The 23,755-nt window shown below is 34.9% G+C and carries 24 protein-coding genes; 4 read left to right on the plus strand and 20 right to left on the minus strand.

What is annotated here, in order from left to right; genetic code table 11:
- Positions 1 to 47: 47 nt before the first annotated feature.
- The 8 genes from CAT7_RS05740 to dapG form a co-directional block, all read right to left on the minus strand.
- Positions 48 to 782 (minus strand): class I SAM-dependent DNA methyltransferase, encoded by a 735-nt coding sequence (locus CAT7_RS05740; RefSeq protein ID WP_007723086.1) that lies wholly within the window; start codon positions 780 to 782, stop codon positions 48 to 50.
- A 5-nt stretch (positions 783 to 787) separates the two neighbouring features.
- Positions 788 to 1,144: a ribosome silencing factor gene (gene rsfS, locus CAT7_RS05745; protein ID WP_007723087.1), complete on the minus strand. Its 357-nt coding sequence runs from the start codon at positions 1,142 to 1,144 to the stop codon at positions 788 to 790.
- A gap of 10 nt (positions 1,145 to 1,154) precedes the next feature.
- Complete coding sequence (gene yqeK, locus CAT7_RS05750; RefSeq protein WP_007723089.1) at positions 1,155 to 1,763, minus strand: bis(5'-nucleosyl)-tetraphosphatase (symmetrical) YqeK; 609 nt, start codon at positions 1,761 to 1,763, stop codon at positions 1,155 to 1,157.
- The gene (locus CAT7_RS05755) at positions 1,753 to 2,397 is read right to left on the minus strand and encodes a nicotinate-nucleotide adenylyltransferase (RefSeq protein WP_007723091.1); all 645 of its coding nucleotides are present in this window, start codon (positions 2,395 to 2,397) and stop codon (positions 1,753 to 1,755) included. Before CAT7_RS05755 ends, yqeK begins: the two co-directional genes overlap by 11 nt.
- 43 nt (positions 2,398 to 2,440) lie before the next feature.
- A complete protein-coding gene (gene yhbY / locus CAT7_RS05760; protein WP_007723092.1) occupies positions 2,441 to 2,755 on the minus strand; it encodes a ribosome assembly RNA-binding protein YhbY in 315 nt (104 codons plus the stop codon).
- A gap of 49 nt (positions 2,756 to 2,804) precedes the next feature.
- Positions 2,805 to 3,938 (minus strand): ribosome biogenesis GTPase YqeH, encoded by a 1,134-nt coding sequence (gene yqeH / locus CAT7_RS05765; RefSeq protein ID WP_007723093.1) that lies wholly within the window; start codon positions 3,936 to 3,938, stop codon positions 2,805 to 2,807.
- Positions 3,916 to 4,461, minus strand: coding sequence for a YqeG family HAD IIIA-type phosphatase (locus CAT7_RS05770; protein WP_007723094.1), 546 nt, complete (start codon positions 4,459 to 4,461; stop codon positions 3,916 to 3,918). The genes yqeH and CAT7_RS05770 overlap by 23 nt, the downstream gene beginning before the upstream one ends.
- A 170-nt stretch (positions 4,462 to 4,631) precedes the next feature.
- Positions 4,632 to 5,837: an aspartate kinase gene (gene dapG, locus CAT7_RS05775; RefSeq protein WP_007723095.1), complete on the minus strand. Its 1,206-nt coding sequence runs from the start codon at positions 5,835 to 5,837 to the stop codon at positions 4,632 to 4,634.
- Between the two features lie 253 nt (positions 5,838 to 6,090).
- Between dapG and CAT7_RS05780 the strand changes: the two genes are divergently transcribed.
- Positions 6,091 to 6,732, plus strand: a complete 642-nt coding sequence (locus CAT7_RS05780; protein ID WP_007723096.1) for a copper homeostasis protein CutC — start codon at positions 6,091 to 6,093, stop codon at positions 6,730 to 6,732.
- Positions 6,733 to 6,803: 71 nt separating this feature from the next.
- On the opposite strand, the gene thrB is transcribed toward CAT7_RS05780, so the two are convergent.
- The 4 genes from thrB to CAT7_RS05800 all read right to left on the minus strand — a co-directional run bounded on the left by thrB (position 6,804) and on the right by CAT7_RS05800 (position 10,469).
- Positions 6,804 to 7,670, minus strand: a complete 867-nt coding sequence (thrB, locus tag CAT7_RS05785; protein WP_007723097.1) for a homoserine kinase — start codon at positions 7,668 to 7,670, stop codon at positions 6,804 to 6,806.
- On the minus strand, positions 7,667 to 8,725 hold the full coding sequence (gene thrC / locus CAT7_RS05790) for a threonine synthase (RefSeq protein WP_007723098.1): 1,059 nt from the start codon (positions 8,723 to 8,725) through the stop codon (positions 7,667 to 7,669). The genes thrB and thrC overlap by 4 nt, the downstream gene beginning before the upstream one ends.
- Positions 8,725 to 10,014, minus strand: a complete 1,290-nt coding sequence (locus tag CAT7_RS05795; protein WP_007723099.1) for a homoserine dehydrogenase — start codon at positions 10,012 to 10,014, stop codon at positions 8,725 to 8,727. Before CAT7_RS05795 ends, thrC begins: the two co-directional genes overlap by 1 nt.
- A gap of 221 nt (positions 10,015 to 10,235) precedes the next feature.
- Positions 10,236 to 10,469, minus strand: a complete 234-nt coding sequence (locus tag CAT7_RS05800) for a YkuJ family protein (RefSeq protein WP_007723100.1) — start codon at positions 10,467 to 10,469, stop codon at positions 10,236 to 10,238.
- A gap of 179 nt (positions 10,470 to 10,648) precedes the next feature.
- On the opposite strand from CAT7_RS05800, the gene CAT7_RS05805 reads away from it, so the two are divergent.
- Complete coding sequence (locus CAT7_RS05805; RefSeq protein ID WP_007723101.1) at positions 10,649 to 11,830, plus strand: pyridoxal phosphate-dependent aminotransferase; 1,182 nt, start codon at positions 10,649 to 10,651, stop codon at positions 11,828 to 11,830.
- 210 nt (positions 11,831 to 12,040) lie between these two features.
- Here CAT7_RS05805 and CAT7_RS05810 read toward each other — a convergent pair whose 3' ends face one another.
- From CAT7_RS05810 to CAT7_RS05825, 4 genes are all read right to left on the minus strand, one after another.
- Entirely contained in the window at positions 12,041 to 12,916 is an 876-nt protein-coding gene (locus tag CAT7_RS05810) for an NAD(P)-dependent oxidoreductase (protein WP_007723102.1), read from the minus strand.
- A gap of 126 nt (positions 12,917 to 13,042) precedes the next feature.
- Positions 13,043 to 14,764, minus strand: a complete 1,722-nt coding sequence (gene ptsP, locus CAT7_RS05815; RefSeq protein ID WP_007723104.1) for a phosphoenolpyruvate--protein phosphotransferase — start codon at positions 14,762 to 14,764, stop codon at positions 13,043 to 13,045.
- Positions 14,764 to 15,030: a phosphocarrier protein HPr gene (locus CAT7_RS05820; RefSeq protein WP_007723107.1), complete on the minus strand. Its 267-nt coding sequence runs from the start codon at positions 15,028 to 15,030 to the stop codon at positions 14,764 to 14,766. The genes ptsP and CAT7_RS05820 overlap by 1 nt, the downstream gene beginning before the upstream one ends.
- 168 nt (positions 15,031 to 15,198) lie before the next feature.
- Entirely contained in the window at positions 15,199 to 15,384 is a 186-nt protein-coding gene (locus CAT7_RS05825) for a hypothetical protein (protein WP_007723111.1), read from the minus strand.
- A gap of 197 nt (positions 15,385 to 15,581) precedes the next feature.
- Between CAT7_RS05825 and CAT7_RS05830 the strand changes: the two genes are divergently transcribed.
- On the plus strand, positions 15,582 to 17,825 hold the full coding sequence (locus tag CAT7_RS05830; RefSeq protein ID WP_007723113.1) for an ATP-dependent Clp protease ATP-binding subunit: 2,244 nt from the start codon (positions 15,582 to 15,584) through the stop codon (positions 17,823 to 17,825).
- 104 nt (positions 17,826 to 17,929) lie between these two features.
- Here CAT7_RS05830 and CAT7_RS05835 read toward each other — a convergent pair whose 3' ends face one another.
- Positions 17,930 to 19,303 carry a TrkH family potassium uptake protein gene (locus CAT7_RS05835; protein WP_007723115.1) on the minus strand — a complete coding sequence of 458 codons (1,374 nt, stop codon included), beginning with the start codon at positions 19,301 to 19,303 and terminating at the stop codon, positions 17,930 to 17,932.
- Positions 19,304 to 19,447: 144 nt separating this feature from the next.
- Between CAT7_RS05835 and CAT7_RS05840 the strand changes: the two genes are divergently transcribed.
- A complete protein-coding gene (locus CAT7_RS05840) occupies positions 19,448 to 19,729 on the plus strand; it encodes a DUF1827 family protein (RefSeq protein WP_007723116.1) in 282 nt (93 codons plus the stop codon).
- A gap of 246 nt (positions 19,730 to 19,975) precedes the next feature.
- Here CAT7_RS05840 and CAT7_RS05845 read toward each other — a convergent pair whose 3' ends face one another.
- From CAT7_RS05845 to CAT7_RS05855, 3 genes are all read right to left on the minus strand, one after another.
- Positions 19,976 to 21,559 carry a peptide chain release factor 3 gene (locus tag CAT7_RS05845; protein WP_007723117.1) on the minus strand — a complete coding sequence of 528 codons (1,584 nt, stop codon included), beginning with the start codon at positions 21,557 to 21,559 and terminating at the stop codon, positions 19,976 to 19,978.
- Positions 21,560 to 21,703: 144 nt separating this feature from the next.
- Positions 21,704 to 22,252, minus strand: a complete 549-nt coding sequence (locus tag CAT7_RS05850) for a thermonuclease family protein (RefSeq protein WP_007723118.1) — start codon at positions 22,250 to 22,252, stop codon at positions 21,704 to 21,706.
- 124 nt (positions 22,253 to 22,376) lie between these two features.
- Complete coding sequence (locus CAT7_RS05855) at positions 22,377 to 23,732, minus strand: FAD-dependent oxidoreductase (RefSeq protein ID WP_007723120.1); 1,356 nt, start codon at positions 23,730 to 23,732, stop codon at positions 22,377 to 22,379.
- Positions 23,733 to 23,755 lie beyond the last annotated feature (23 nt).

The following is a 23,755-nucleotide window of genomic DNA, read 5'->3' on the forward strand; positions in this document are numbered from 1 at the left end:
AATCGATTTTTCTGTTTTCCATTAAAAAGTTTCTATTCATAAGCCGTTTACTTCGTACAAACAAAAAACCATCTTGGGCTTTCTTCTGTTATTTCTGATTCGCCAAAATCCGCACTTGCTTCAATTGAAGAAAAACCAGCTTTTGAGAGCATACTTTTGTACTGTTCTAACGAATATGTCCGTTCTTTGTGTGTTTCATCGTAACGGTCATAAAGATCTAATTCTTCATCGTAAACAAAGAAAGTTAAATCATGTTCAACAGAATGGGCTTTTTCTCCCGCATAACTTTTCCATAAAAAACTGATTTCATCTGATTGATCATTATACATGTATCCTGGAAATACCACATCTGTTTGATAGATCGAATGAACATCAAACAAAAACATTCCATTATCCGTTAATACATTATATACTTCCTGAAAAACTTTTAAAACAGCCTCTTCATTAGGCATATAACAAAGTGAATCTGAAAAACAAGTGACCGCTTCATATTGACCAATTTCAGACAAATCCATCATATCTGCTTGAATCAAAGGAAGTTTTACTTGTTCTTTCAGAGCACGCTCACTCGCTAAACTCAACATGTTGTCAGATAGATCTAACCCTGTAACATCGTACCCTCTTTTAGAAAGTGCTACAGCTAAAGCTCCAGTTCCACAAGCAAGTTCCAATACAGTTGGCTTTTTATTTAATAGCTGACTATCAACAAATTCTCCCCAACGATCATAGAGCGTTTCATCCATAATGGCATCATAAACTTGTGCAAATGTTTGATAACTCATTTGTCTTAGACCATTTTAGTGATGTCTACTAATGGAGCATCACCCCATAATTTTTCAAGGTTATAAAATGAACGTTCTGAATAGTGGAAGACATGGACAACTACATCTCCTAGGTCAATTAACAACCATTTAGATGATTCACGACCTTCAACTCTTCTTACATCAATTCCTGCTTCTTCAGCTTTATCAATGATTTCTTCAGCGATAGACTTAACTTGTTTTTCACTATTTCCGTGCATCACAATAAAATAATCTGCTAAAATCGAAATTTTGCTAACATCCATCGCGATGATGTCCTCTGCTCTTTTATCATCTGCTGCCTTTACTACTAATTCTACTAATTCTATACTTTTATTTATCATACTGTTCCTCCTAAGGATTGGCTACCCATTTATTATAAGTAGCAATTGTTTTTGGGTAAATTTTTCTGTTGTTTTCGATCAAATGCTGCAATGTTTGTTTTGTTTCATACCGCACTGCTGCTTGTAAATTTTCTGCCGCAAGCTTACGTGCGTATTCTACACCAGGAAAATCTCTGCCAGGTTCGATATAATCGGCAACGTAAATGACTTGTTCTAAGAGCGACATTTTTTCTGCACCTATTGTGTGATGTTTGATAGCATTTAGAATATCTAGATCAGCAATTCCTAATTCCTGTTTGACTAGAAAGGCACCTAGCAAGCCATGCCAAATATTGCTACCATAATCCAGCAATTCCAAATCAAACTGCTCACGATAAATTAAATCCTGCATCTCTTTGTCACTGCGTTCTTTTGCATAATCATGCGTTAATGCCGCAATACTAGCTGCTTCAATAGAGACATTATATTTTCCTGCTAATTGAATAGCTGCCTGCTCCACACCTAAAACATGCTGAAATCGTTTAAGGCTCATTTGGCTTTTAACAGCTTGAATCAATTCATTTCTTGTAAGTGATGTGTAATTTTTTGAATACACAAGTTGAATGAGTTTATTTTCCATTTTGATACAGCCCTTCACGCAGAATGTAGTCTAGCGTTTTTCCGGGAATCAAATAATTTACTGGGCAGTTCATTTCTAAATTTTTACGTAAAGAAGTAGAACTGATATCCATTGAAGGAACATCTACCCAAATAATTGGATAAGGGCTAAACAAGTTGTACCCTGGGCGATTAACTCCCACAAATTCTACTAGCTGGGCTAGCTCTTCTACTTTGTACCATTTAGGTAAATATTCCACCATATCTCCGCCAATAATAAAATAATAGTCTGTATCCGGATTTTCTTCCTTCAATTTTACTATTGTATCATAGGTATAACTTTTTCCACCACGTTCAATTTCAGCTTTTTCAACCTCAAATTTTGGATTTCCTTCGATAGCTAATTCAACCATATGAAGTCGATGTTTCGCATCGATTGCTTTTTTTTCATCTTGGTGTGGTGGATTAGCACTTGGCATAAGATAGATTTTTTCTAGACCCAATTGATGACAAACTTGATCCGCAATGATCAAGTGCCCGATATGAGGAGGGTTAAAAGTCCCTCCAAGGATACCCACTCTTTTTTTAGGTTGGATCTCAATTTCAAGTTCCGTTACTACTTGAGTGTTATTATTAGAAAAAGATTGCCTTTTCAAGCTAATCACCTTTCTTCATATAAATATTATTGAACAAAATTTATTATTTTGCTCTTGGTATTTCCGTAGAAATACGTTGGTATTTTTCTTGATTCGATTTTTTAAATAATACGATTACGCGACCAATGACTTGGACTGCATTACAACCGATTTCTTTTTCAAGAGCATCTGCTACGTCTTGAGCAACTTCGTCTGTATTTTGCAACAAACCAACTTTGATCAATTCTCTTTTTTCTAACGCTTCATTGATTTGAACAATAACTTCTTTATTTAATCCATTTTTCCCAATTTGAAAAATTGGATTTAGATGATGTGCCTTACTTCTTAAAAAACGTTTTTGCTTACCAGTTAAATTCATTTTATACACTCCATTAAGATCTGATTGATCTATTCTACTTTATTTGTATTTATATTAGAGATTTCCGAATAAGGACATCTATACCTTTTGGCGCCCATCCAGCTACGACACAGCCAGGTTCATTGACAGTTACCCAACCCAGTCCAGCAAAAACGATATCGGATTTTTCTTTAACCGAAAATTCAAAACGAACCAATTCAGGGAAGTTTTCAATTTCATTTTCGCGAGGAGGTTGCAATAATTTCCCAACTTGTTTTTGGTACAATTCATCTGCTTTTTCTAGTTTTGTACGGTGAATAAGCAAATCATTTGAAGTGAAACAAGTGAACGAATGTCTGCCTCCTTTTAAATAATCAAAACGAGCTACTCCACCGAAAAATAACGTTTGGCCTTCGTTTAATTGATAAACGATTGGTTTGATTTCTTTTTTAGGCGCAATCAATTTTAAATCTTTGTCTCCCAAAACATGAGCCATTTGATGACGATGAATAATTCCTGGTGTGTCAATTAAAAATTTGCCATCATCTAACGGAATTTCTATCCGATCAAGTGTTGTTCCAGGAAATTGAGAAGTTGTAATTAGGTCTTGTACACCAGCAGTTGACTTAATAATTTGATTGATTAATGTTGATTTACCAACATTTGTTACACCAACTACAAAGACATTTCGTCCTTTACGGTGTTTTTCAATCGTATCTAGTAATACTTCCATTTCAGCAGGCTTCATAGCACTAGTTAACAACACATCTTCCGGTCTTAAACCTTCCTCATGAGCTCGTTCACGTAACCATTGTGTCATTTTACCGCGTTTTAATGATTTAGGAAGTAAATCTACCTTATTTCCAACTAACAATACTGGGTTTTTCCCTACAAAGCGGTGCAAACCAGGTATTAAGCTCCCATTAAAATCAAAAATATCAATAACATTAACGATCAATGCGTCTTCTGAACCAAGTTCATTTAGCAACTTCAAGAAATCATCGTCTGTCAATTGAACATCTTGAATTTCATTATAATGGCGCAATCTAAAACAACGTTGACAATATATTTCGCCTTTTTCTTGTCCTTTTTCTAAGGCTGAAGTTGGTGTGAACCCTACCGCATTCTTGTCAGTTGTTTGAATAATGGCTCCACAGCCGATGCAACGAATCTCTTCTTCATTATTTAATTCTTTTATCGTCATTTATTGACTTCCTCCACCTCATATTTGGATCCTTTTTAATCATGTAATTCATAATATGCAGTTCCATAAAACGATTAAAACGAGTATTCCAAGCATCTGTATCTAGGATAGGTTTTACCAACACGTTACGCATGCCCGCAAGGTTTGCTCCCCAGATATCCGTCATAATTTGATCTCCTACCATAATAATTTCATCAGTAGAAAGATTTAATTTTTCGCTTGCTCTCTTAAACCCAATTGTTGTAGGTTTTAAAGCTCGAGAAACGTAGTCTAAATGCAACACTTTTGCAACGCGTTCTACACGTGTTGCTTTGTTATTAGAAAGAATTACAACGGGTATGCCCGCTTCTTTCATTACGTTAATCCATTCAATTAACTCTTCGGTCCCATCGGGGTTATTCCAGGCAATCAAGGTATTGTCCAAGTCGGCTAAGATAGCTTTTATATTTTGCTCTTTCAACTGTTCCGGTGTGATATGGTAAATAGCTTCTACCATATAAGTCGGCTTAAATATCGTTAACATTTTTTCTCCCTACTCACTAAAAGAGGAGTACCTCTTACAGTACTCCTCTAGTTTACTATTTTCTTAATTATACGCCAAATTATTAAAAAAACAATCATTACCGGTCTTTTTTAGGCTAATTCTCATGTGACCGCTGTATTTAATTTCTGAGTGAAACAACTGTACTTTTTTTAGTAGTCATTTGTTTGTAAAAAAACTTCATGCAGTTTATTCAAGGCTAGTTTCAATTTTTTTTCTTCAATTAATATCCAGATGGTCGTATAACTATCTGCCGATTGATAGATGGGTATCTGTAATTCTGACATTGCCGTAACAATTTTAGCTGTTACACCCGGAACACCTGTTATACCTGCACCTACAATAGCAACTTTCGCACAATTTTCGTGGGTTGCAAAAGTGACATTTTGATCATTAAGCAATTGTTTTGCTTTTTCAGAAATGGCTTGAGGAAGCGTAAAAACAATTTTCCCAGGAAATATATTAATGAAATCTAAACTAAAACCCGATTGAGCTAATAAATTAAACAATGATTCCTGAAGTGCTTCAGTTGTTTCAATTGTAAATTGGACTAAATGAGGCACATGTGCAATTCCAGTCACTAAACGTTGTGGCACACTTTGCATTTCTGAATTTGTAATCAAAGTCCCCATATCCGTTACCGGTTGATAAGTAGAGCGGATGCGAACAGGTATACCGGCTTGTTGTGCAATCTCAACGGCTCTCGGATCGATAACTTTCGCTCCTTCATGTGCCATATTGCTGACTTCATTGTAACTCACAACTTGTAAAAACTGTGCTTTTTCCACTAATCGCGGATCTGCTGTCATCATTCCAGAAACATCTGTAAAGATATCAATACACTCCGCTTCAAAGGCAGCACCTAGTAAAGCTGCTGTCGTGTCGCTGCCTCCGCGTCCAATAGTTGTTATATTTCCATGCTCACTTATTCCCTGAAACCCTGCTACGACTACAACATCATTTATTTTCAAATACTCGTAAATTAAAGAAGTATTAACTTTTTGTACTTTTGCCTGTCCAAAGTCTTCATTAGTCAGTATGCCCGCACTTTGTCCAGTCAATCCTGTGGCATGAATACCATTTTTTTTCAATTGATTTGTAAAGACGGCTGTAGATATCGTCTCTCCAACAGACAACAACATGTCCCGCTCTCTTAAGTCTAAATAACTTTTTTCTCCATCAACCATCGCTAAAAGAGAATCTGTTGCGTATGGATCACCCATTCTTCCAATTGCTGAAACAACCACTATTACTTTATAGCCTAACGAAACAGCATGTATGATGTGTTTTTCTGCCGCTAATCGACTTTCTTCGTCTTTAACTGATGTACCGCCAAATTTTTGAATTAAAATTTTCATTATTTACCATCCTTTGAAACGACTTATCTGTAAAAAATCGTTACTGTCTAATTGCTTATTAAAATAAACTAGTTTCATTTAGTATTTCTGCTCTATTATAGCGAAGACATTCTTTAGATTCAATTATCTTACAAATTTTAATAGAACTATTTAGTTGTTTTTTTGCTATACTACTTAGTGTTGGACTAGTAAATAAAAATATCATCCACTACGTTACCATTAGTCTAGAAACTATTAAAAGGAGTTTATTATTATGTATTTAAAAGAAGTTTGTTTAGAAAATTATACCTCTCTTCCTAAAGCCATTGCGCAAGGAGCAACAAGAATAGAACTATGTGACTACTTAGCCAGTGGTGGAACAACTGTCAGTAAAGGGGTTATGCATGAAGCAGCTGCTTATTGTGCTGAAAAAATGATTCCATTAATGGCCATCATTCGTCCTCGTGCGGGTAATTTCAATTACAATGACAGCGAATTAAAAATTATGGGGTATGATATTATTGAAGCTCGCAATTTGGGATTAGATGGAATTGTATTCGGTTGTTTAACAGCTGAAAATTGGATTGATGAAGATGCAATGGAACAATTATTAGAAGAAGCTTATGGATTGCAAGCTACTTTTCATATGGCTTTCGATATGATTCCAGTTGAAAAACAGTTTGACGCAATTGATTGGCTAGCAGAACATGGTGTACAAAGAATTTTGACTCACGGTGGAGATCTGAGTTTCCCAATTGAAGAAACACTTCCACACCTTAAAGAATTAGTCGATTATGCACAAGATCGTATCCTTATTCTTCCTGGCGGAGGTATTACTAACGAAAATGCGGATTCTATCCAAAAATATCTTGGCGTTTCAGAATTACATGGGTCAAAAATTGTGGGCGAACTTTAAGAACGTATTTTAGCATAAACTGTTATATAGAGAAAAGAGGCTAGGAAAAAAATCCTAGCCTCTTTTCTTATTTAATTCTGTACGCGTAGACCCTCTCGTTCAACATTAAACTGTTGAACAGTTGCATCTACAAATGTCTCTGTTAACAACTGTTTTAGTTTTTCTAATCTAGAGTGCGGTACTAAAATTAAAACGGTTGAACCAGCACCACTTAAAAAAGTTGCATAGGCTCCATTTTTTTTTGCTAAACTACGAATTTCAGGTAAATGAGGTACCAAATCTTTCCGGTATGTCTCATGCCATAAATCATTTTCCATCATCTCACCTGCTAATTTCAAATCATGAGCTAAAACCGCTGATATCATAACATTACTGATAGAACTAGCTTGAACAGCTTGTGAATAAGACAATTCTTTTGGCAGTACATCACGGCTTTCGGTTGTTAATAATTCATGATTTGGAATAACAGCTATTATACCCGTATCCGGAAAAACGTGTTTCATTGCAAAAACACTATCGTTAATTTTAGTTGCTACCACAAAATCTCCAAGTATAGCTGGTGCAGCATTATCTGGATGCCCCTCTAAGTTAGAAGCTATTGTCACTTTTTCTTTGTCATTTAGTTTTAATTCAGCCAACTGGTTTGCTAGTTCGATTCCCGCAATAATAGCAGCTGAGCTACTTCCTAATCCACGCGTTGCCGGTATCTCACTATTCATCCATAATTCTCTAGGATGAATAGTCGGAGCAAGAGAAAGAGCCGTTTGAATAATAAGATTTGTTTCATCCTTTGGAATACTTACTCCAAGGGTATGATGAATCACCCACTTTTCAACTTCGCCCCCTATTTCTAACGTTAGATAAAGATTTAGCGCTAACCCACATGAATCAAAACCAGGACCTAAGTTTGAAGTTGTCCCTGGTACAATTATCTTCATAACTTTTCAACACCTGCTTGCAAATGTTTTTTCATATCTTCTAAATCATCCATTTTTGAAATTGGAATAGTTGTTACTTCAAGCGCTGTATCTGGATCTTTCAATCCATTTCCAGTAAATACACAAACAACGGTTTCATCTTTTTTAATCGCTCCACTTTTGATATCTTTAATTACTCCAGCTAATGAAGCTGCTGAACCAGGTTCAACAAATACGCCATCCATTGCGGCTACTTTTCGATAAGCATGAATAATCTCATCATCTGTAACAGAATCTATCTTCCCTTTAGATTCATCTCGAGCATTTTCAGCTAATGTCCAACTAGCTGGATTACCAATTCTTATAGCAGTTGCAATCGTTTCAGGAGCTTCAATAATTTTTCCCTGAACAATAGCTGCAGCTCCTTCTGCTTCGTAACCATGCATTCTTGGCAGACCTGTTTGGTACAATTCATGCCATTCTTTAAACCCTTTCCAATAAGCGGTAATGTTCCCGGCATTCCCAACTGGAATAGCTAATACGTCTGGAGCTTTCCCCAGATCTTCACAAATCTCAAAAGCAGCTGTTTTTTGCCCTTCAATTCGATAAGGATTTACTGAATTGACTAAAGTAACAGCTTCCGTTTCCGCTAACTTCCTTACTGATTTTAAAGCTTGATCAAAGTTCCCTTGGATTGAAATAATATCTGCTCCATACATAACGGCTTGAGCTAACTTACCTAGAGCAATTTTCCCATCTGGAATAACAATATAAGCTTTTAATCCGGCACGTGCTGCATATGCAGCCGCTGCAGCACTAGTATTTCCAGTAGAAGCACAAATGATTGCCTTTGCCCCTTCTTCTTTTGCTTTAGCAACTGCCATGACCATTCCGCGATCTTTAAATGAGCCTGTAGGATTCAGCCCTTCATACTTTCCATAGAGTGTGACACCTAGCACTTTGGAAAGATTTGGTAATGGAATCAAAGGCGTATTTCCTTCATAAAGAGAAATCATTGGCGTTTTATCCGTTATCGGTAATAAATTTTTATATTTTTCAAGCAATCCTTGATACATTATTTCCCCTCCATTACTTTAAAACAAACAAGTAAATTCATTTCATTCACATCTTTAAGTACACTAACTAGTTCTTTTTGCTGAGCTTTAGTTATTTTATGTGTCACAATCACTACTTTTGCCATATCACTTGAAAGAGGTTGTTGAATAATCTGGTCAAAACCAATATCAAATTGACTAAATAGTTTTGTTAATGCTAAAAATTGCCCTGTCTTATCTTGCATTTCAATCGCAATGTAGTATTTATCACTTACTTCTGAATCCTCTGCAAGTCTTGTTTCATGTTGATAAGAACTAAATACATTTCCACTCGTACCTAAACGAATGTTTTTAGCTACTGTGATTACATCACTGACAACACTGTTAGCAGTTGGCAATTCTCCAGCTCCAGGCCCATAATACATTGTTTCACCAACTGCTGCTCCTACCACAACAACAGCATTGTTCTCATTTTGGACGCTTGCTAAGGGATGATTGATTGGCACTAATATTGGACCAACGTCTACACTAATCTTATTTCCAAATTGAATCGCCGAGCCGATTAATTTGATTTTATACCCTAATTTTTCTGCCATTTCAATATCTTTTTGCTGTAAGTTACGAATTCCTTTTGTCTCAATCTGATCTACTTCTACATTCATCCCAAAAGCTAAGCGCGTCAAGATGACCATTTTACGAGCTGCATCTATACCATCTACATCATTGGTTGGGTCGCTTTCAGCAAAACCGAGTTCCTGAGCTTCTTTTAAAGCTAGCTCATAAGATTTTCTTTCATTTGTCATTTTTGACAAGATAAAATTCGTCGTTCCATTAACAATGCCAAAAACTTTTTGGATTTCATCAGAAGCTAAACTATCTACTATTGTGCGTAATATTGGGATTCCACCAGCAACACTAGCCTCATAATATAGATCACAATGATTTTCTTTTGCCAGGGCAACTAGTTCATTGCCATGTAAGGCAATTAAATCTTTATTTGCTGTAACAACATGTTTTCCAGCTGCTAATGCTTTTTTAATATACTCTTTCGCATTATCAATACTTCCCATGACTTCTACAACAATATCTATTTCAGGATCATTGACAATCTCATTAGCATCAAGCGTTAATTCAACTCCTTCAGCAATTGAACCACGATTTTTTTCTATATCACGTACTAGAACTTTTTTTACTTTTAAGGATACTCCAGTGACTTGATTTAATTTTGGCTCATGATGTTTCAAGATACGTAAAACGCCACTTCCAACTGTTCCAAAACCTAGAATACCTATTTGCAATTGGTTTTTCATACTTATGCTCCTTCTATATAGTTTATTTCAGTTCATGATTTATATGAGTTTTTAGCAATTTATTTTTCATTTTTTTTTAACTATTGGTATTACCAGTATAACGAATTTCAAAAAAAATACTAGTTAGAAAAATACAAAAAAAGATGGATGAAAAAAATTCTTTTTAGAATTTTTTTCATCCATCTTTAATAGGTGTTTTTTTTTACGATTAAATGGCTATATTAATCTTGAAGTAATTCAAATATTTCCATAGCAACTAAGTCTACATCATCAAATTGATATACTTGTTGAGTAGATGTTTCTAATAGTTCAAATGTTTCGGTTTTTGCATCATACGTAATAACACAACGTTCGTTTCCTTCTTTTTCAAATCGACGAACTTGAACTTCACTTTCTGTATCTTCTAGCATAGCTTCCAATCGGCGAATAATTCCTACTAATTGTGAAGTTGTCATAGTTTCGTGCCCCTTTCAAACTTAACTCATTAATCATTCTACCAGAATTTTATACAAAAGACAGTAAACTCACTCTATTTTCATAAAAAAATAATCTTTATCCCAAAAAAAATGAATTTCCTAAAGAACTTGTGTTAATATAATTGCAATACATAATTCAAAAGGGGGCGCAAAAAGTTATGAATCCATTAGTTAATCAGTTTAATAATCAAACGTACAAAATTGAAATTTCAGACATCCGAAAATTTGATGAACGTGTGTCACCCATTCAAGATATTCTTAAATTAACTTTAGGCGAACCTGATTTCAATACTCCGAGTCATATTAAAATGGCTGCTATTGAAGCCATCAACAACAATGAGTCACATTACACAGGTACATCTGGTGATAGTCAATTACGTGAAGCTGCTTCAGCTTTTATTCAAAAAAAATATAACCTCTCTTATGATCCACAAAAAGAAGTATTAGTCACTGTTGGCGCTACTGAAGCCATTTCTGCATCCTTAGTGTCTATTTTAAATCCTGGCGATAAAATACTAGTTCCCTCGCCTATTTTCCCTGGTTACGAACCATTGATTACATTGAGCCAAGCAACGCCTATTTTCATTGATACGAGTATAAATGGCTTTGTGTTGACGCCTCAGATGATTGAGGACGCAATGGAAGAGCATGGTGCAAGTGTAAAAGCCATCATTTTAAATTACCCCAATAATCCGACTGGAGTAACTTACACTCGAGCAGAAATAAAAGCTCTTGCTGAAACCATAAAAAAATACCCTATCTTTGCTATAAGTGATGAAATTTATAGTGAATTAACGTATGATGTTGAACATGTCTCAATTGCTGAATATATAAGAAATCAAACGATTTTAATTAATGGGCTTTCAAAATCGCATGCAATGACTGGATGGAGAATTGGTTTTATTTATGCTCCAAAAGAACTCACTGCACAAATAATTAAAGTTCATCAATATCTTGTCACATGTGCCACTTCTATTTCTCAAAAAGCAGCGTTAGCAGCTTTGACCGTTGGGATAGACGATGCTCTTCCGATGAAAAAAGAATACCATAAAAGAAGAGATTATCTTTTTGAAGAGTTGACTCAATTAGGTTTTGAAGTCGCTCGACCAAATGGTGCTTTTTATCTCTTCGCAAAAATTCCGCAAGAGCATATACAAAATAGTATGGCATTTTGCATTGATTTAGCTGAAAAAAATAAACTAGCAGTAATTCCAGGTTCTGCTTTTGGAAGTGCTGGTGAAGGATACATTCGTATAAGTTATGCTGCGAGCATGGAAAAATTAGTGACAGCTGTTGAACGGTTGACCAGTTATATCAAGACTAACCATTCTGTTTTGTAAATCTATCCTTCTAAACTAAAACGGCTCTTCGTAAAATAGTGTGGCTGCTTCTAAAAATTATTTCGGAATAGACGTATTTGCTTGTAAGAGCCCTGGTACCGTCTTAAGCCTAAACTAAATTCATCTATCCATACTAAAAAGTATAGAGCCACTAAAACAAGCAGAAATGAAATTTATCTAATTTCATTTCTGCTTGTTTTTAGTTTTTTACTATTTTCCTTCTGGCCACCATAATTTAATGATCGCTTGCGTTCCATCGTTTTCAAAACCATTTTGTGCCAGCTCTTCATATAATTGTTTGGCTAAACGTGTAGATGGTAAATCTACAGAAAGTTTTTCAGCTTCATCTAATGCAATTTTCAAATCTTTGATAAAATGTTTTACAAAAAAGCCTGCTGTATAATCTTCTTTAAGGATTCTTGGTGCATAATTTGATAAAGACCAGTTTTGAGCACTACCTCCGCCAACGGTATCTAATACTTTTTCAAGATTTAAATTCGCCGCTTTGGCATATACCAATAATTCTGCCATTCCCATCATCGTTCCAGCAATCATGATTTGATTAGCCATTTTTGTATGTTGCCCGCTACCAGCTTTCCCTTGCAGGTTTACTTTAGCAGCAAATAATTCAAAAACAGGTTTTACTTTATCAAAAGTACGTTCTTCTCCACCGACCATAACAGTCAACGTTCCATTTTTAGCTCCTAAGTCTCCTCCAGAAACTGGTGCATCTAGAACTTCAATCCCTCTTTCTTTTCCTTCATCGTACAGTTTTTTAGCTAATGTTGGTGTACTAGTTGTCATATCCACTAAGATGTGTTTTTCAGTAGCAGTTTTAAAAATACCATTTTCACCAAAGTAGCTTTCTTCAACATCTTTTGGGTACCCTACTATTGTAAATACAATATCGCTACTTTCAGTTACTTCAGCTGGTGAGTCTGCCCATTTTGCTCCTAAACGAATCAATTCGTCAGCCTTACTTTTTGTGCGATTGTATACTGTAACTGAATAGTCAGCTGTTAACAAATGTTTTACGATTGAAGAACCCATTACCCCAGTTCCAATAAATCCAATAGTTTTTTTCATTAATATCCTCTCCTTATGTTCAACATACCTCTAGTATATCAGTTCTTGCAAATAGAACGCATTTATTTAATAAAAAACTCGCTAAAAAAAACACAAGAATCAATTGATTCTTGCGTCTCTTTGTTTTTATTTAGTATACGTTTTAACAAGTTCTGCAACTTCATCAGCAGTATCACAATCATTGATTGCTTTATCAGCTAATTCAGCCATTTGTTTTGTATCCAAACGTTTCATTAGACTACGTGTTTTAAGAATACTTGAAGCACTCATAGAAAATTCGTCTAATCCTAATCCTACAAGAAGCGGTACAGCCGTTTGATCTCCAGCCATTTCTCCACACATGCCAGTCCATTTTCCTTCTTTATGAGAAGCATCAATTACATTTTTAATTAAACGTAAAATTGATGGGTTATATGGTTGGTAAAGGTAAGAAACGCGTTCGTTCATGCGGTCAGCAGCCATTGTATATTGAATCAAGTCATTAGTACCAATACTGAAGAAATCAACTTCTTTAGCAAATTTATCTGCAATAACAGCAGCAGCAGGGATTTCAATCATAATACCAACTTCGATATTTTCTGAAACTTCCACGCCTTCACTTACTAATTTTGCTTTTTCTTCCATAAGCATTCCTTTAGCTTGACGGAACTCTTGTAAAGTTGCAATCATTGGGAACATAATACGTAATTGTCCAAAAACAGACGCACGTAATAATGCACGTAATTGTGTTCTAAACATATCCGGTTGTGCTAAACAAATACGAATTGCACGGTATCCTAAGAATGGATTCATTTCATGTGGCAATGTTAGGTAAGGCAATTCTTTGTCTCCGCCAATATCCATTGTACGAACAACAACAGCTTTACCTTCCATACCTTCTAAAACTTCTTTATAAGCTTTAAATTGATCTTCCTCAGAAGGAAAATCAGGAGAGTCCATATAAAGGAATTCTGTACGGTATAGTCCAACAGCTTCTCCACCGTTGTTTTTTACTCCTACTAAATCTTTAGGAGTACCAATATTTGCAGCTAGTTCGATATGCTTGCCATCTGCAGTTATTGTTTTTTCATTTTTCAATTTGTCCCACTCAGCTTTTTGATCTGCAAAAGCTTGCGCTTTTGTTTCATAAGTTTCAACATCAGATGCTTCAGGATGAACGATTACATCGCCTTCTAAACCATCAATGATGATAAGATCTCCTTCTTTAACTAAAGAAGTAATATCTTTCGTTCCTACGATTGCAGGAATTTCTAACGAACGAGCCATAATAGCTGAATGTGAAGTGCGTCCACCAATGTCAGTAACAAAGGCTTTTACAAATTCACGATTTAATTGAGCTGTATCACTTGGTGTTAAGTCATGTGCAACTACAATTACTTCTTCATCAATCATTGAAGGATTAGGAAGTTTGACACCTAATAAGTGACTCAACACTCGTTTAGTAACATCCTTGATATCAGAAGCACGTTCACGCATGTAAGGATTGTCTTCCATGGCTTCAAACATACCGATAAACATATCTGTTACTTCTTTCAATGCACTCTCTGCATTGATTTTGTTATCATTAATAGAGCTTTCAATGCTCCCGATTAATTCTGGGTCAGATAAAACCATTAAATGCGCATCAAAAACTTGAGCTTCTTCTTCTCCTAAAGATTGAGCTGCTTTAGTTCGAATAATCTCAAGTTCTTTTGATGCCTCTTTTAATGCCGATTTTAACCGGTCAATCTCTGAGTCAGAGTTCTCAACTGAAATTTTGTTGAAAGTTAAATCGGGTTCAGTTAGTAAGTAAGCTCTTGCTACTGCAATACCGTCACTTGCTGCGATCCCATTTAATTTTTCAACCATTATTCAGCCAAGCCTTCTTTCTTCATTGTTTCTTCGATTCCAGCAAGAGCTTCAGCTTCATCAGAACCGTCAGCAGAAATAACAACATCAGCACCTTGGCCAACACCTAGAGACATAACGCCCATGATTGATTTTAAGTTAACAGATTTACCTTTATATTCTAAGTTAATATCTGAGCTATATTTGCTTGCTGTTTGTACTAGCAATGTTGCTGGACGTGCATGGATACCTGTTTCAGCTATTACGTGAAATTCGCGTTTTTCCATAATTAAAAATCCCCTTTAATATATATTATTTTTGAGAACTACATCCAGTTTAAACTGTCAATTACATTCTTTCCAGCAAAAACATTCGATACAGCCCTTACAACTTATAAGACTACCATTTTTTTACTATTTAAACAACTATTTTCTCCAAATTGCCTCTACAACTTTTTACTTTGACCTATACCGATAAATAATATTTCCGTTATGCAAAGCCTCACCAACGATAGATTCTTTCTCTTCATGATTAATCCAAATTTCTCGAAACGTCATAAAATCTTTTTTTTCAATCATTAGGCTATCTATAGTTCCTTGGATCAGTTCTTTTAGTTGATTTTGTAATTCTTCTTTGGTCATAATTAAACCTTCCTTTACTATTAGTTTACAAATTCAATCATAAATAATTTGAGCTAAAAAAGCAAAAAAAAATAGTATCAATTACTTGAATGTCAAAATAGGTCAGTGTATAATAGTAACCAGAAAGGTCAGTAATGGTCAACTAAGACTTAACTGTACCTACTTTACTAACCTATTAAATGAAAGGTTGTGTTAAAATGTTCTGTCAAAATTGCAATCAACGTGAAGCAACTATCCATTTATATACCAATATGAATGGCCAAAAAGGTCAATTAGATGTTTGTCAAAACTGTTATCAACTTATTAAAGATAGTCAAAACCGAGGCGAAATCAAAAACAACCGCACACCGCAAGACCCTTTTGGTTTTGGCAATTTAGATCAATTTTTCCGTTCTATGCAAAATGCTCAAAATAATAATAACCAACAAAGTAACTCTAATACCCCTCCTACTCAAAATGGAGCTGGCGGACAACCACCTATTAATAAGAAGCCTGGACTTTTAGGCGAGTTTGGAACAAATTTAACAGAATTAGCACGGACTGGTGCGATAGATCCTGTTATCGGACGAGACAAAGAAATTGAACGCGTAATTGAGATTTTAAATCGCCGCACTAAAAATAATCCTGTCTTAACAGGTGAACCTGGTGTTGGTAAAACAGCTGTTGTAGAAGGTTTAGCCCAAAAAATTGTAGACGGAGATGTACCGCAAAAACTATTAGGCAAAGATGTTATTCGATTAGATGTTGCTTCTTTAGTTCAAGGTACAGGCATTCGTGGTCAATTTGAAGAACGCATGCAACAATTGATGGATGAATTAAAGAAAAATCCACAAATTATTTTATTTATTGACGAAGTTCACGAAATTGTTGGAGCCGGAAGTGCAGAAGGCAGTATGGATGCAGGCAATATGCTTAAGCCAGCACTCGCTCGTGGTGAATTGCAAATGGTTGGAGCAACAACCTTAAGAGAATATCGTACAATTGAAAAAGATGCTGCTTTAGAACGCCGGATGCAACCCGTTCGAGTTAGTGAACCTTCTGTAGACGAAACGATTACTATTCTCAAAGGTCTTCAAAAGAAATATGAAGATTATCATCATGTTCATTATACTGATGAAGCAATTACAAGTGCTGTAACTTTATCGAATCGTTACATTCAAGACCGCTTTCTACCTGACAAAGCAATCGATTTGTTAGATGAAACGGGTTCTAAGAAAAACTTAACCATACAAGTAGTGGATCCGAAACAAATAGAAGATAAAATTGCAGAAGCTGCTCAACAAAAACAGGCCGCTTTACAACAAGAAGATTATGAAAAAGCGGCTTTTTACCGTGATCAAGCTAAAAAATTCTCTGATATGAGAGATCAACAAAGCCCAGATTCAGATGAGCCTATCGTAACCGAAAAAGATATGATTGAAATTATTGAAAGAAAAACTAACATTCCAGTAGGTGAATTAAAAGAAAAAGAACAAGAACAGTTGCGTAATCTAGGTCATGATCTTAAAAAACATGTTATTGGACAAGACGAAGCAATCGATAAAGTTTCTAGAGCTATTCGCAGAAGCCGGATTGGTTTTAATAATAAAAGCCGCCCAATTGGTTCTTTCCTTTTCGTTGGTCCTACCGGTGTCGGAAAAACTGAATTAGCTAAACAACTAGCACTGGAACTATTTGGAAACAAAGAAGCTTATATTCGTTTTGATATGAGTGAGTATATGGAAAAACACAGTGTTTCTAAATTAATCGGTTCTCCTCCTGGATATGTCGGTTATGACGAAGCGGGTCAACTGACCGAAAAAGTACGCCACAATCCTTACAGCATTATTTTATTAGATGAAATTGAAAAAGCTCATCCTGATGTGCTTCATATGTTTTTACAAATTCTAGATGATGGTAGATTAACGGATGCTCAAGGTCGTACTGTCAGCTTTAAAGATACAATTATCATTATGACAAGCAATGCGGGTACAGGAACAGTAGAAGCAAGCGTAGGCTTTGGCGCAACCACTTCTGGTACTCAAAATTCTGTATTAAATCACTTAACAGATTACTTTAAGCCAGAATTTATTAATCGTTTTGACGGAATTGTTGAATTCAATTCTCTTACAAAAGAAAACTTATTGTTTATCGTTGATTTATTGATAAAAGATGTAAATGATATGCTTGAAAATCAAGGCATCACTATCGAAGTAACGCAATCTGCTAAAGAAAAATTAGCTGAATTAGGGTACGATCCAAAATTGGGTGCTCGTCCTTTACGTCGTGTCATTCAAGAACAAATAGAAGATCGTATCGCTGACTTCTATCTTGATTACCCTTCTGTAAAAGAATTAATTGCAAAAACTGATCATGAAGGATTGATTGTTGTAGAAGCAAAAGAGGTTATCTTAGCAGAATCCACTTCTGAATCAGTTGAAGAATCAGATGCTAAAGATTAGCTTTTTAACGAACTAATTTTAACCTAAAAAAAGCAGCTCGCAATCATTATGATTGCGAGCTGCTTTTTTGAATAGACTACTGATTAGACAACCTTTAAAACAAGTTAGCCTATAATAATTTTTTCAGTCGGATAATGATAATTCTTATCTTCTTTATGTTTTGGAACTAACAACATCACCATGTACAACATTCCTATTCTTCCTACAAACATTAAAATAATAATAATTAGTTTTCCTAACACTGTTAGTGTTGGTGTTATGCCTAACGACAATCCTGTTGTCCCAAATGCAGAGGTCACTTCTACAATCAAAGTAATTAGTTCGTGCGATTCACTGACACTCAAGACCAGTATACTAATCATGCATAACGTCATAGATAATATGAAAACAGCAATCGATTTTTGAACATCATCTCGACCAATTCTCCGTCTAAATAAAGCGACTTGATCGTGTCCCCTAATAAAAGAAATTAAGTAAACAACGACAATAGCTAATGTTGTTGTTCGTATTCCTCCACCTACAGAACTAGGACTTGCTCCGATAAACATTAAGATAGAAAATAGTAACAATGTCCCTTCACTAAAATTACCGAGCGAGGTTGTCATTAGTCCTGCATTTCTCGTTGTAACCGAATAGAAAAAAGAATAAAAGGCACTCTCAGTAAAAGTCATCCCTTTAAAAAATTGATTATACTCTAAAAGCCAAATACAAAGTGCTCCCCCGAATAATAAAATAAAAAAGGAAGAAACGGTGATTTTACTAAACAATGAAAACCGAAATGGAAGGACTTTTTTGGTTCTACGGTATTGCAAAAAATCTTTAACTTCTAATAATACTGGAAAACCAATCCCTCCTACAACGATTAAAAGCATAATAATTAGTTGAACAAAATAATCGTTATGAAAAGGAATCAACATTTGTCCGGTAAGGTCTACACCCACATTGGCCACTGCTGAAAAGCTTGTAAAAAACCCATGAAATAAAACTTCTTTTAAAGGCCAGTCGGAAAATATATAAAAATATGTGCTCAGAATCACTCCACCCACAAATTCAAAACCAAGAATAATGAGGATGGTCGTGCGTATTAATCGAACAGTACCACTTAATTTTGGCTGATTCATATCTGTCATGATGAGTTGTCGTTGCTTTAACGAAACCTTTTTTCTTCTGATAAGCATAAAAGAAGTGGATATCATCATCACACCTAAACTTCCTAACATAAATAAACACTGTAAAAGAATAATACCAGCAACGTTAAACGTTTCTCCTAAATTTATAGTTGCTAATCCCGTTACACTAACAGTACTCACTGCTGTAAAAATCAAATCAATAAAAGAAATATCAGCTCCTGGATCTCTGAAGATCGGCAAAACTAACAGAATGCTAGCAACTATAACAACCATAAAATAATACAATACAATCAATTGGATTGTTGAAAATCGATTAGAAATTTGTGCTATAAATTTATAAATATTCAAAAAACAACCTCCTTATTATGAATTAAAGCACTCTTTAGTTACTATTTCTTAATATGTAGGATTAAGAAGTAAAATGTTTTGAATTGTTGGGTTTTTAATTATATAATATTTGTAAATGAACGGTAAAAGAAGAGGTGAAAGATTATGAAACTAATAGACGTTACAAATAATCATTCTGAACTTGTAATGGAACAGCTGGGAAATACTGATGCTAATTTTGTAAAGGTTTTTTCTTTAGGACCTACTACAGTCATTTATTCTGGTGCTGCAACACATAAAGACGTTCTTTTACTAAACAAAGTGCGCAATATAAAGAATGCGGAAATCAGCTTTGCAATAGAAAATATTCTTGAAACAACTTTAGATAATGTTGACATTCTACATGCACCACACATTGTTGAGTTATCCATTCCTGTTGAAGACTAATGTTTAAAAGCTTATTAAAGTTATAACTCAACTTTAATGGTAACCATCTTTTATTTCAAGCAATCCTTTAAGATCTTATTTTTTATTATTGATTGATAAGTTTATTTGATGAGTAGAAGTTATTGGTGGCATAGGTTTGTCTGTTTAATAATAAATTTCTTTTGAAACTTTTACTTCATTTGCTAAATAACTAAAAAAAACAAACCATTCTAGATTCAAAATAGAATGGCTTGTTTTTTATTTTTTTTATAACAAGGATGTTAACTCTACATCAGGATACTTATCTGCAAACCAACGCATCGCAAATTGATTTTCAAATAAGAATAGCGGGTTATCAAATCGATCACGTACTAGTAAATTACGGCTTGAAGACATATTTTCGTCCAAATCTTCCGGTCGAATCCAACGAGCAATTTTATTCCCCATAGGTGTCATAACAATTTCAGAATTGTACTCATTTAACATACGGTATTGAAATACTTCAAATTGTAGTTGACCAACTGCTCCAACAATATAATCTTCAGTGTGAAATGTTTTATACAGTTGAATAGCTCCTTCTTGAACCAATTGTTGCACGCCTTTATGGAATGATTTTTGCTTCATTACATTTTTAGCATGTACTTTCATGAACATTTCAGGAGTAAATTGAGGAAGTTTTTCGTATTCCACATTTAATTTACCTTCGAAAATTGTATCGCCAATTTGGAAATTACCTGTATCGTAAAGACCAATAATATCTCCTGCAACAGCATGCTGTACAATCTCGCGGGTTTCAGCCATAAATTGAGTAGAATTCGACAATTTAATTTTTTTATTTGTTCTTGATAATGTTACATCTATTCCACGATCAAATGTTCCTGAACAAATACGCACAAACGCGATTCGATCTCGATGAGCAGGATTCATATTAGCTTGAATTTTAAAAATAAAGCCAGAAAATTCATTAGTCGTTGGTTCAATTTTTTCACCATCAACTGTATCATGAGCTGATGGACTTGGAGCAAAATTGATAAATGTGTTTAAAAATGTCTCTACACCGAAGTTTGTCAATGCTGATCCAAAGAATACCGGTGTCAGTTTACCAGAAGCAATTTTTTCTTCTGAAAATTCATTTCCTGCAACATTCAATAATTCAATATCTTCCAAAGCTTGAGTATATAAGCTTGATTTCTTAATGGGATGATCTCCCTCAATCTCCCCATCTTCATTCAATGGGACGACCTTTTGTCCATTTAAACCATTGATTTCAGGACGATGAACCTCAATAGTTTTATTGTAATTATCATATAGACCTAATAATCCTTTACCCATGCCAATAGGCCAATTCATTGGATAAGAATCAATTTCTAAAACTTCTTCTAACTCTTCTAATAATTCCAACGGCTCTCTGCCATCACGGTCTAATTTGTTGATAAATGTGAATATAGGAATGCCACGCATACGACAAACTTTAAATAATTTTTTTGTCTGAGGCTCAATACCTTTTGCGCTATCAATAACCATTACTGCACTATCAACTGCCATCAATGTACGATACGTATCTTCAGAAAAATCTTCATGTCCTGGTGTATCCAAGATATTGATTCTTTTATCTTTATAATCAAATTGCATAACAGAACTAGTAACAGAAATCCCACGTTGTTTCTCAATTTCCATCCAATCTGATTTAGCAAATTTTCCTGATTTTTTCCCTTTTACCGTACCCGCTTGGCGAATTGCTCCACCAAATAACAACAATTGTTCAGTAATTGTTGTTTTACCAGCATCTGGATGGGAAATAATTGCAAATGTTTTTCGTGACTCTACTTCCTTTTTTAAATAGTCTTCCATTATTTATCCCTCATTTAAGTCTTTTTATTTACTCTGATTCACTTGTCTCAATATCCTTAGTCAATAACGCCCTTAATAAGGGCAGCTTATATCATTAACCCAATTATTATAGCATATTTAGTAGGGTATTTTATACCCTATTCGCTATTTATTAAATCCGTATTCTTTAACATACCCTTTAACGGACCAAATATTCACTTCTGCTGCACTAGCTTTTTGTTCGGCTTTTTCAAGTCTCCCTAAGTAAAGCTCATCTCCATTTTCATATCCTACGCGTGCTAAACCTTCTTCAACCAATACTTCTTGTACTAATTCTCCATCAGCGTAAAGGTACGCTAGCACTCTTTCATAATCATCCACCTTCTCATGAGATGGGTCATATTCTATCGCTAACTCTTTTCCTTTCAAAAAATTTGTCAAGAAACTCTTTGCTTCTACACCATATGGCTGTGCAGATCCTGTTTTTGTTGTGCTACTTTCTGGAGTATCGATCAGAAGTAACCGTAATTTTTTTTCTTCGTTGTTTTCAGTAAATACTATTGTATCGCCATCTATCACTCTCTCAAGTTCAACTGCCACTTGATCATTTGTTATAGTAGTAGATTTTTCCTCTTCTTGGTCTATAACATATGATCCCGTAAAGAAAAGAACTATAGCAATGATACCCGAAATAATTTTTTTATTTAGTTTCATCTTTTTTCCTCCTATTCATTTACCTAAAAAAGGATCTGAGAAAGAAATCTCAGATCCTTTTTTTCCATTTTATTATGAATCATTGTACCTATCAAGTCCAACTAATAAACTTTATTCAGCTGAATTATTTAGCTAATTGGTCTTCTTGTTCACAAGCAGCTTGAGCTAAAATATTCAAGTAGTTCCAAGGACGGTCAAAATAAGGTTGGAAGAAGAAATCAACATAAGCAAGATCTTCAATCGTCATTTTATTTTGAATTGCTAATGATAGTGTATTAGCAGAAGCTGTCACATCATATTTAGACATAATTTGTCCACCAACGATGCGGTTTGTGCCTACTTCATAAACTAATTTCATAAAGACTTCTTCAGTTGTTGGCATAAATTCTGGACGGTAGTTGTCTTTAACGAAAACTGCGCGAACATCTAAACCAAAGTGTGCAGCACTATTTACATTTACCCCAGTTGAACCAATGTTATATCCAAACAAGTAAAGGCCTGAAGTCGATTGTGTTCCTCTGTATCTTACTTTAGGTTCAATGATGTTTTTCCCTACTAAAGTACCCATACGAACAGCATTCGTTGCTAAAGGAATATAAGCAGCACCGCCATTTGGATTGTAATGAACTGCACAACTGTCTCCAGCTGCATAGATATCTTTATCACTTGTTCTCATGTAATCATCAACAAGGATTGCGCCATTTGGCATCATGTCAACTTTACCTTTTAACAATTCATTGTTTGGACGGAAGCCCACACATAGAATAACTAAATCTGCTTCATATTCTCCATTTGGAGTTGTGACAGATTTAACAGAACCATTTTCATCAGCATTAAAAGAAGTAACAGCTTGGTTCAATGCTAATTTGATTCCGCGTTCTTCTAAAGTACTTTCTAACACATCTGTAAACTCTGGATCTAAATATTTGTTAAGAATACGGTCTAGCCCATCAATCAATGTAACTTCTTTTCCAGATTGTTCAAAAGCTTCTACTAATTCAATACCAATGTATCCTCCACCAACGATAACCACTTTTTTAGCAGTTTGGTTTTGTTTGATAACTTCTTCGGCTTGATTGTAGTTTTTACATAATAAAACATTTTTAGTTTCAATACCAGGGATTGGTGGTGTAATAGGCCAAGAACCTGTTGTATTAACTAATTTATCATAAGTCTCTTCGAATACTTCACCAGTATTCATATTTTCTACCACTACTTTTTTAGCTACTGTATCAATACTTTTAACATTGTGTTCCATTTTAATGTTCGCACCCAATTGAGTTAATTCTTCGGGGTTTGAATAGAATAAGCCAGCTGGATCTTTTACAACTCCACCAACATACATTGCAATTCCACAAGATAAGAATGAAACATTATCATTTCTTTCAAAAACAGAAATTTCTACAGACGGATTTTCTTTTAAAATTGTTTTAACAGCTGATGTCCCAGCATGTGTACATCCGATAACGACTACTTTCATTTTTGTATCCTCCTATAAGGCCT

This window comes from Carnobacterium sp. AT7 (genome assembly GCF_000171855.1).
Lineage (GTDB): Bacteria > Bacillota > Bacilli > Lactobacillales > Carnobacteriaceae > Carnobacterium_B > Carnobacterium_B jeotgali.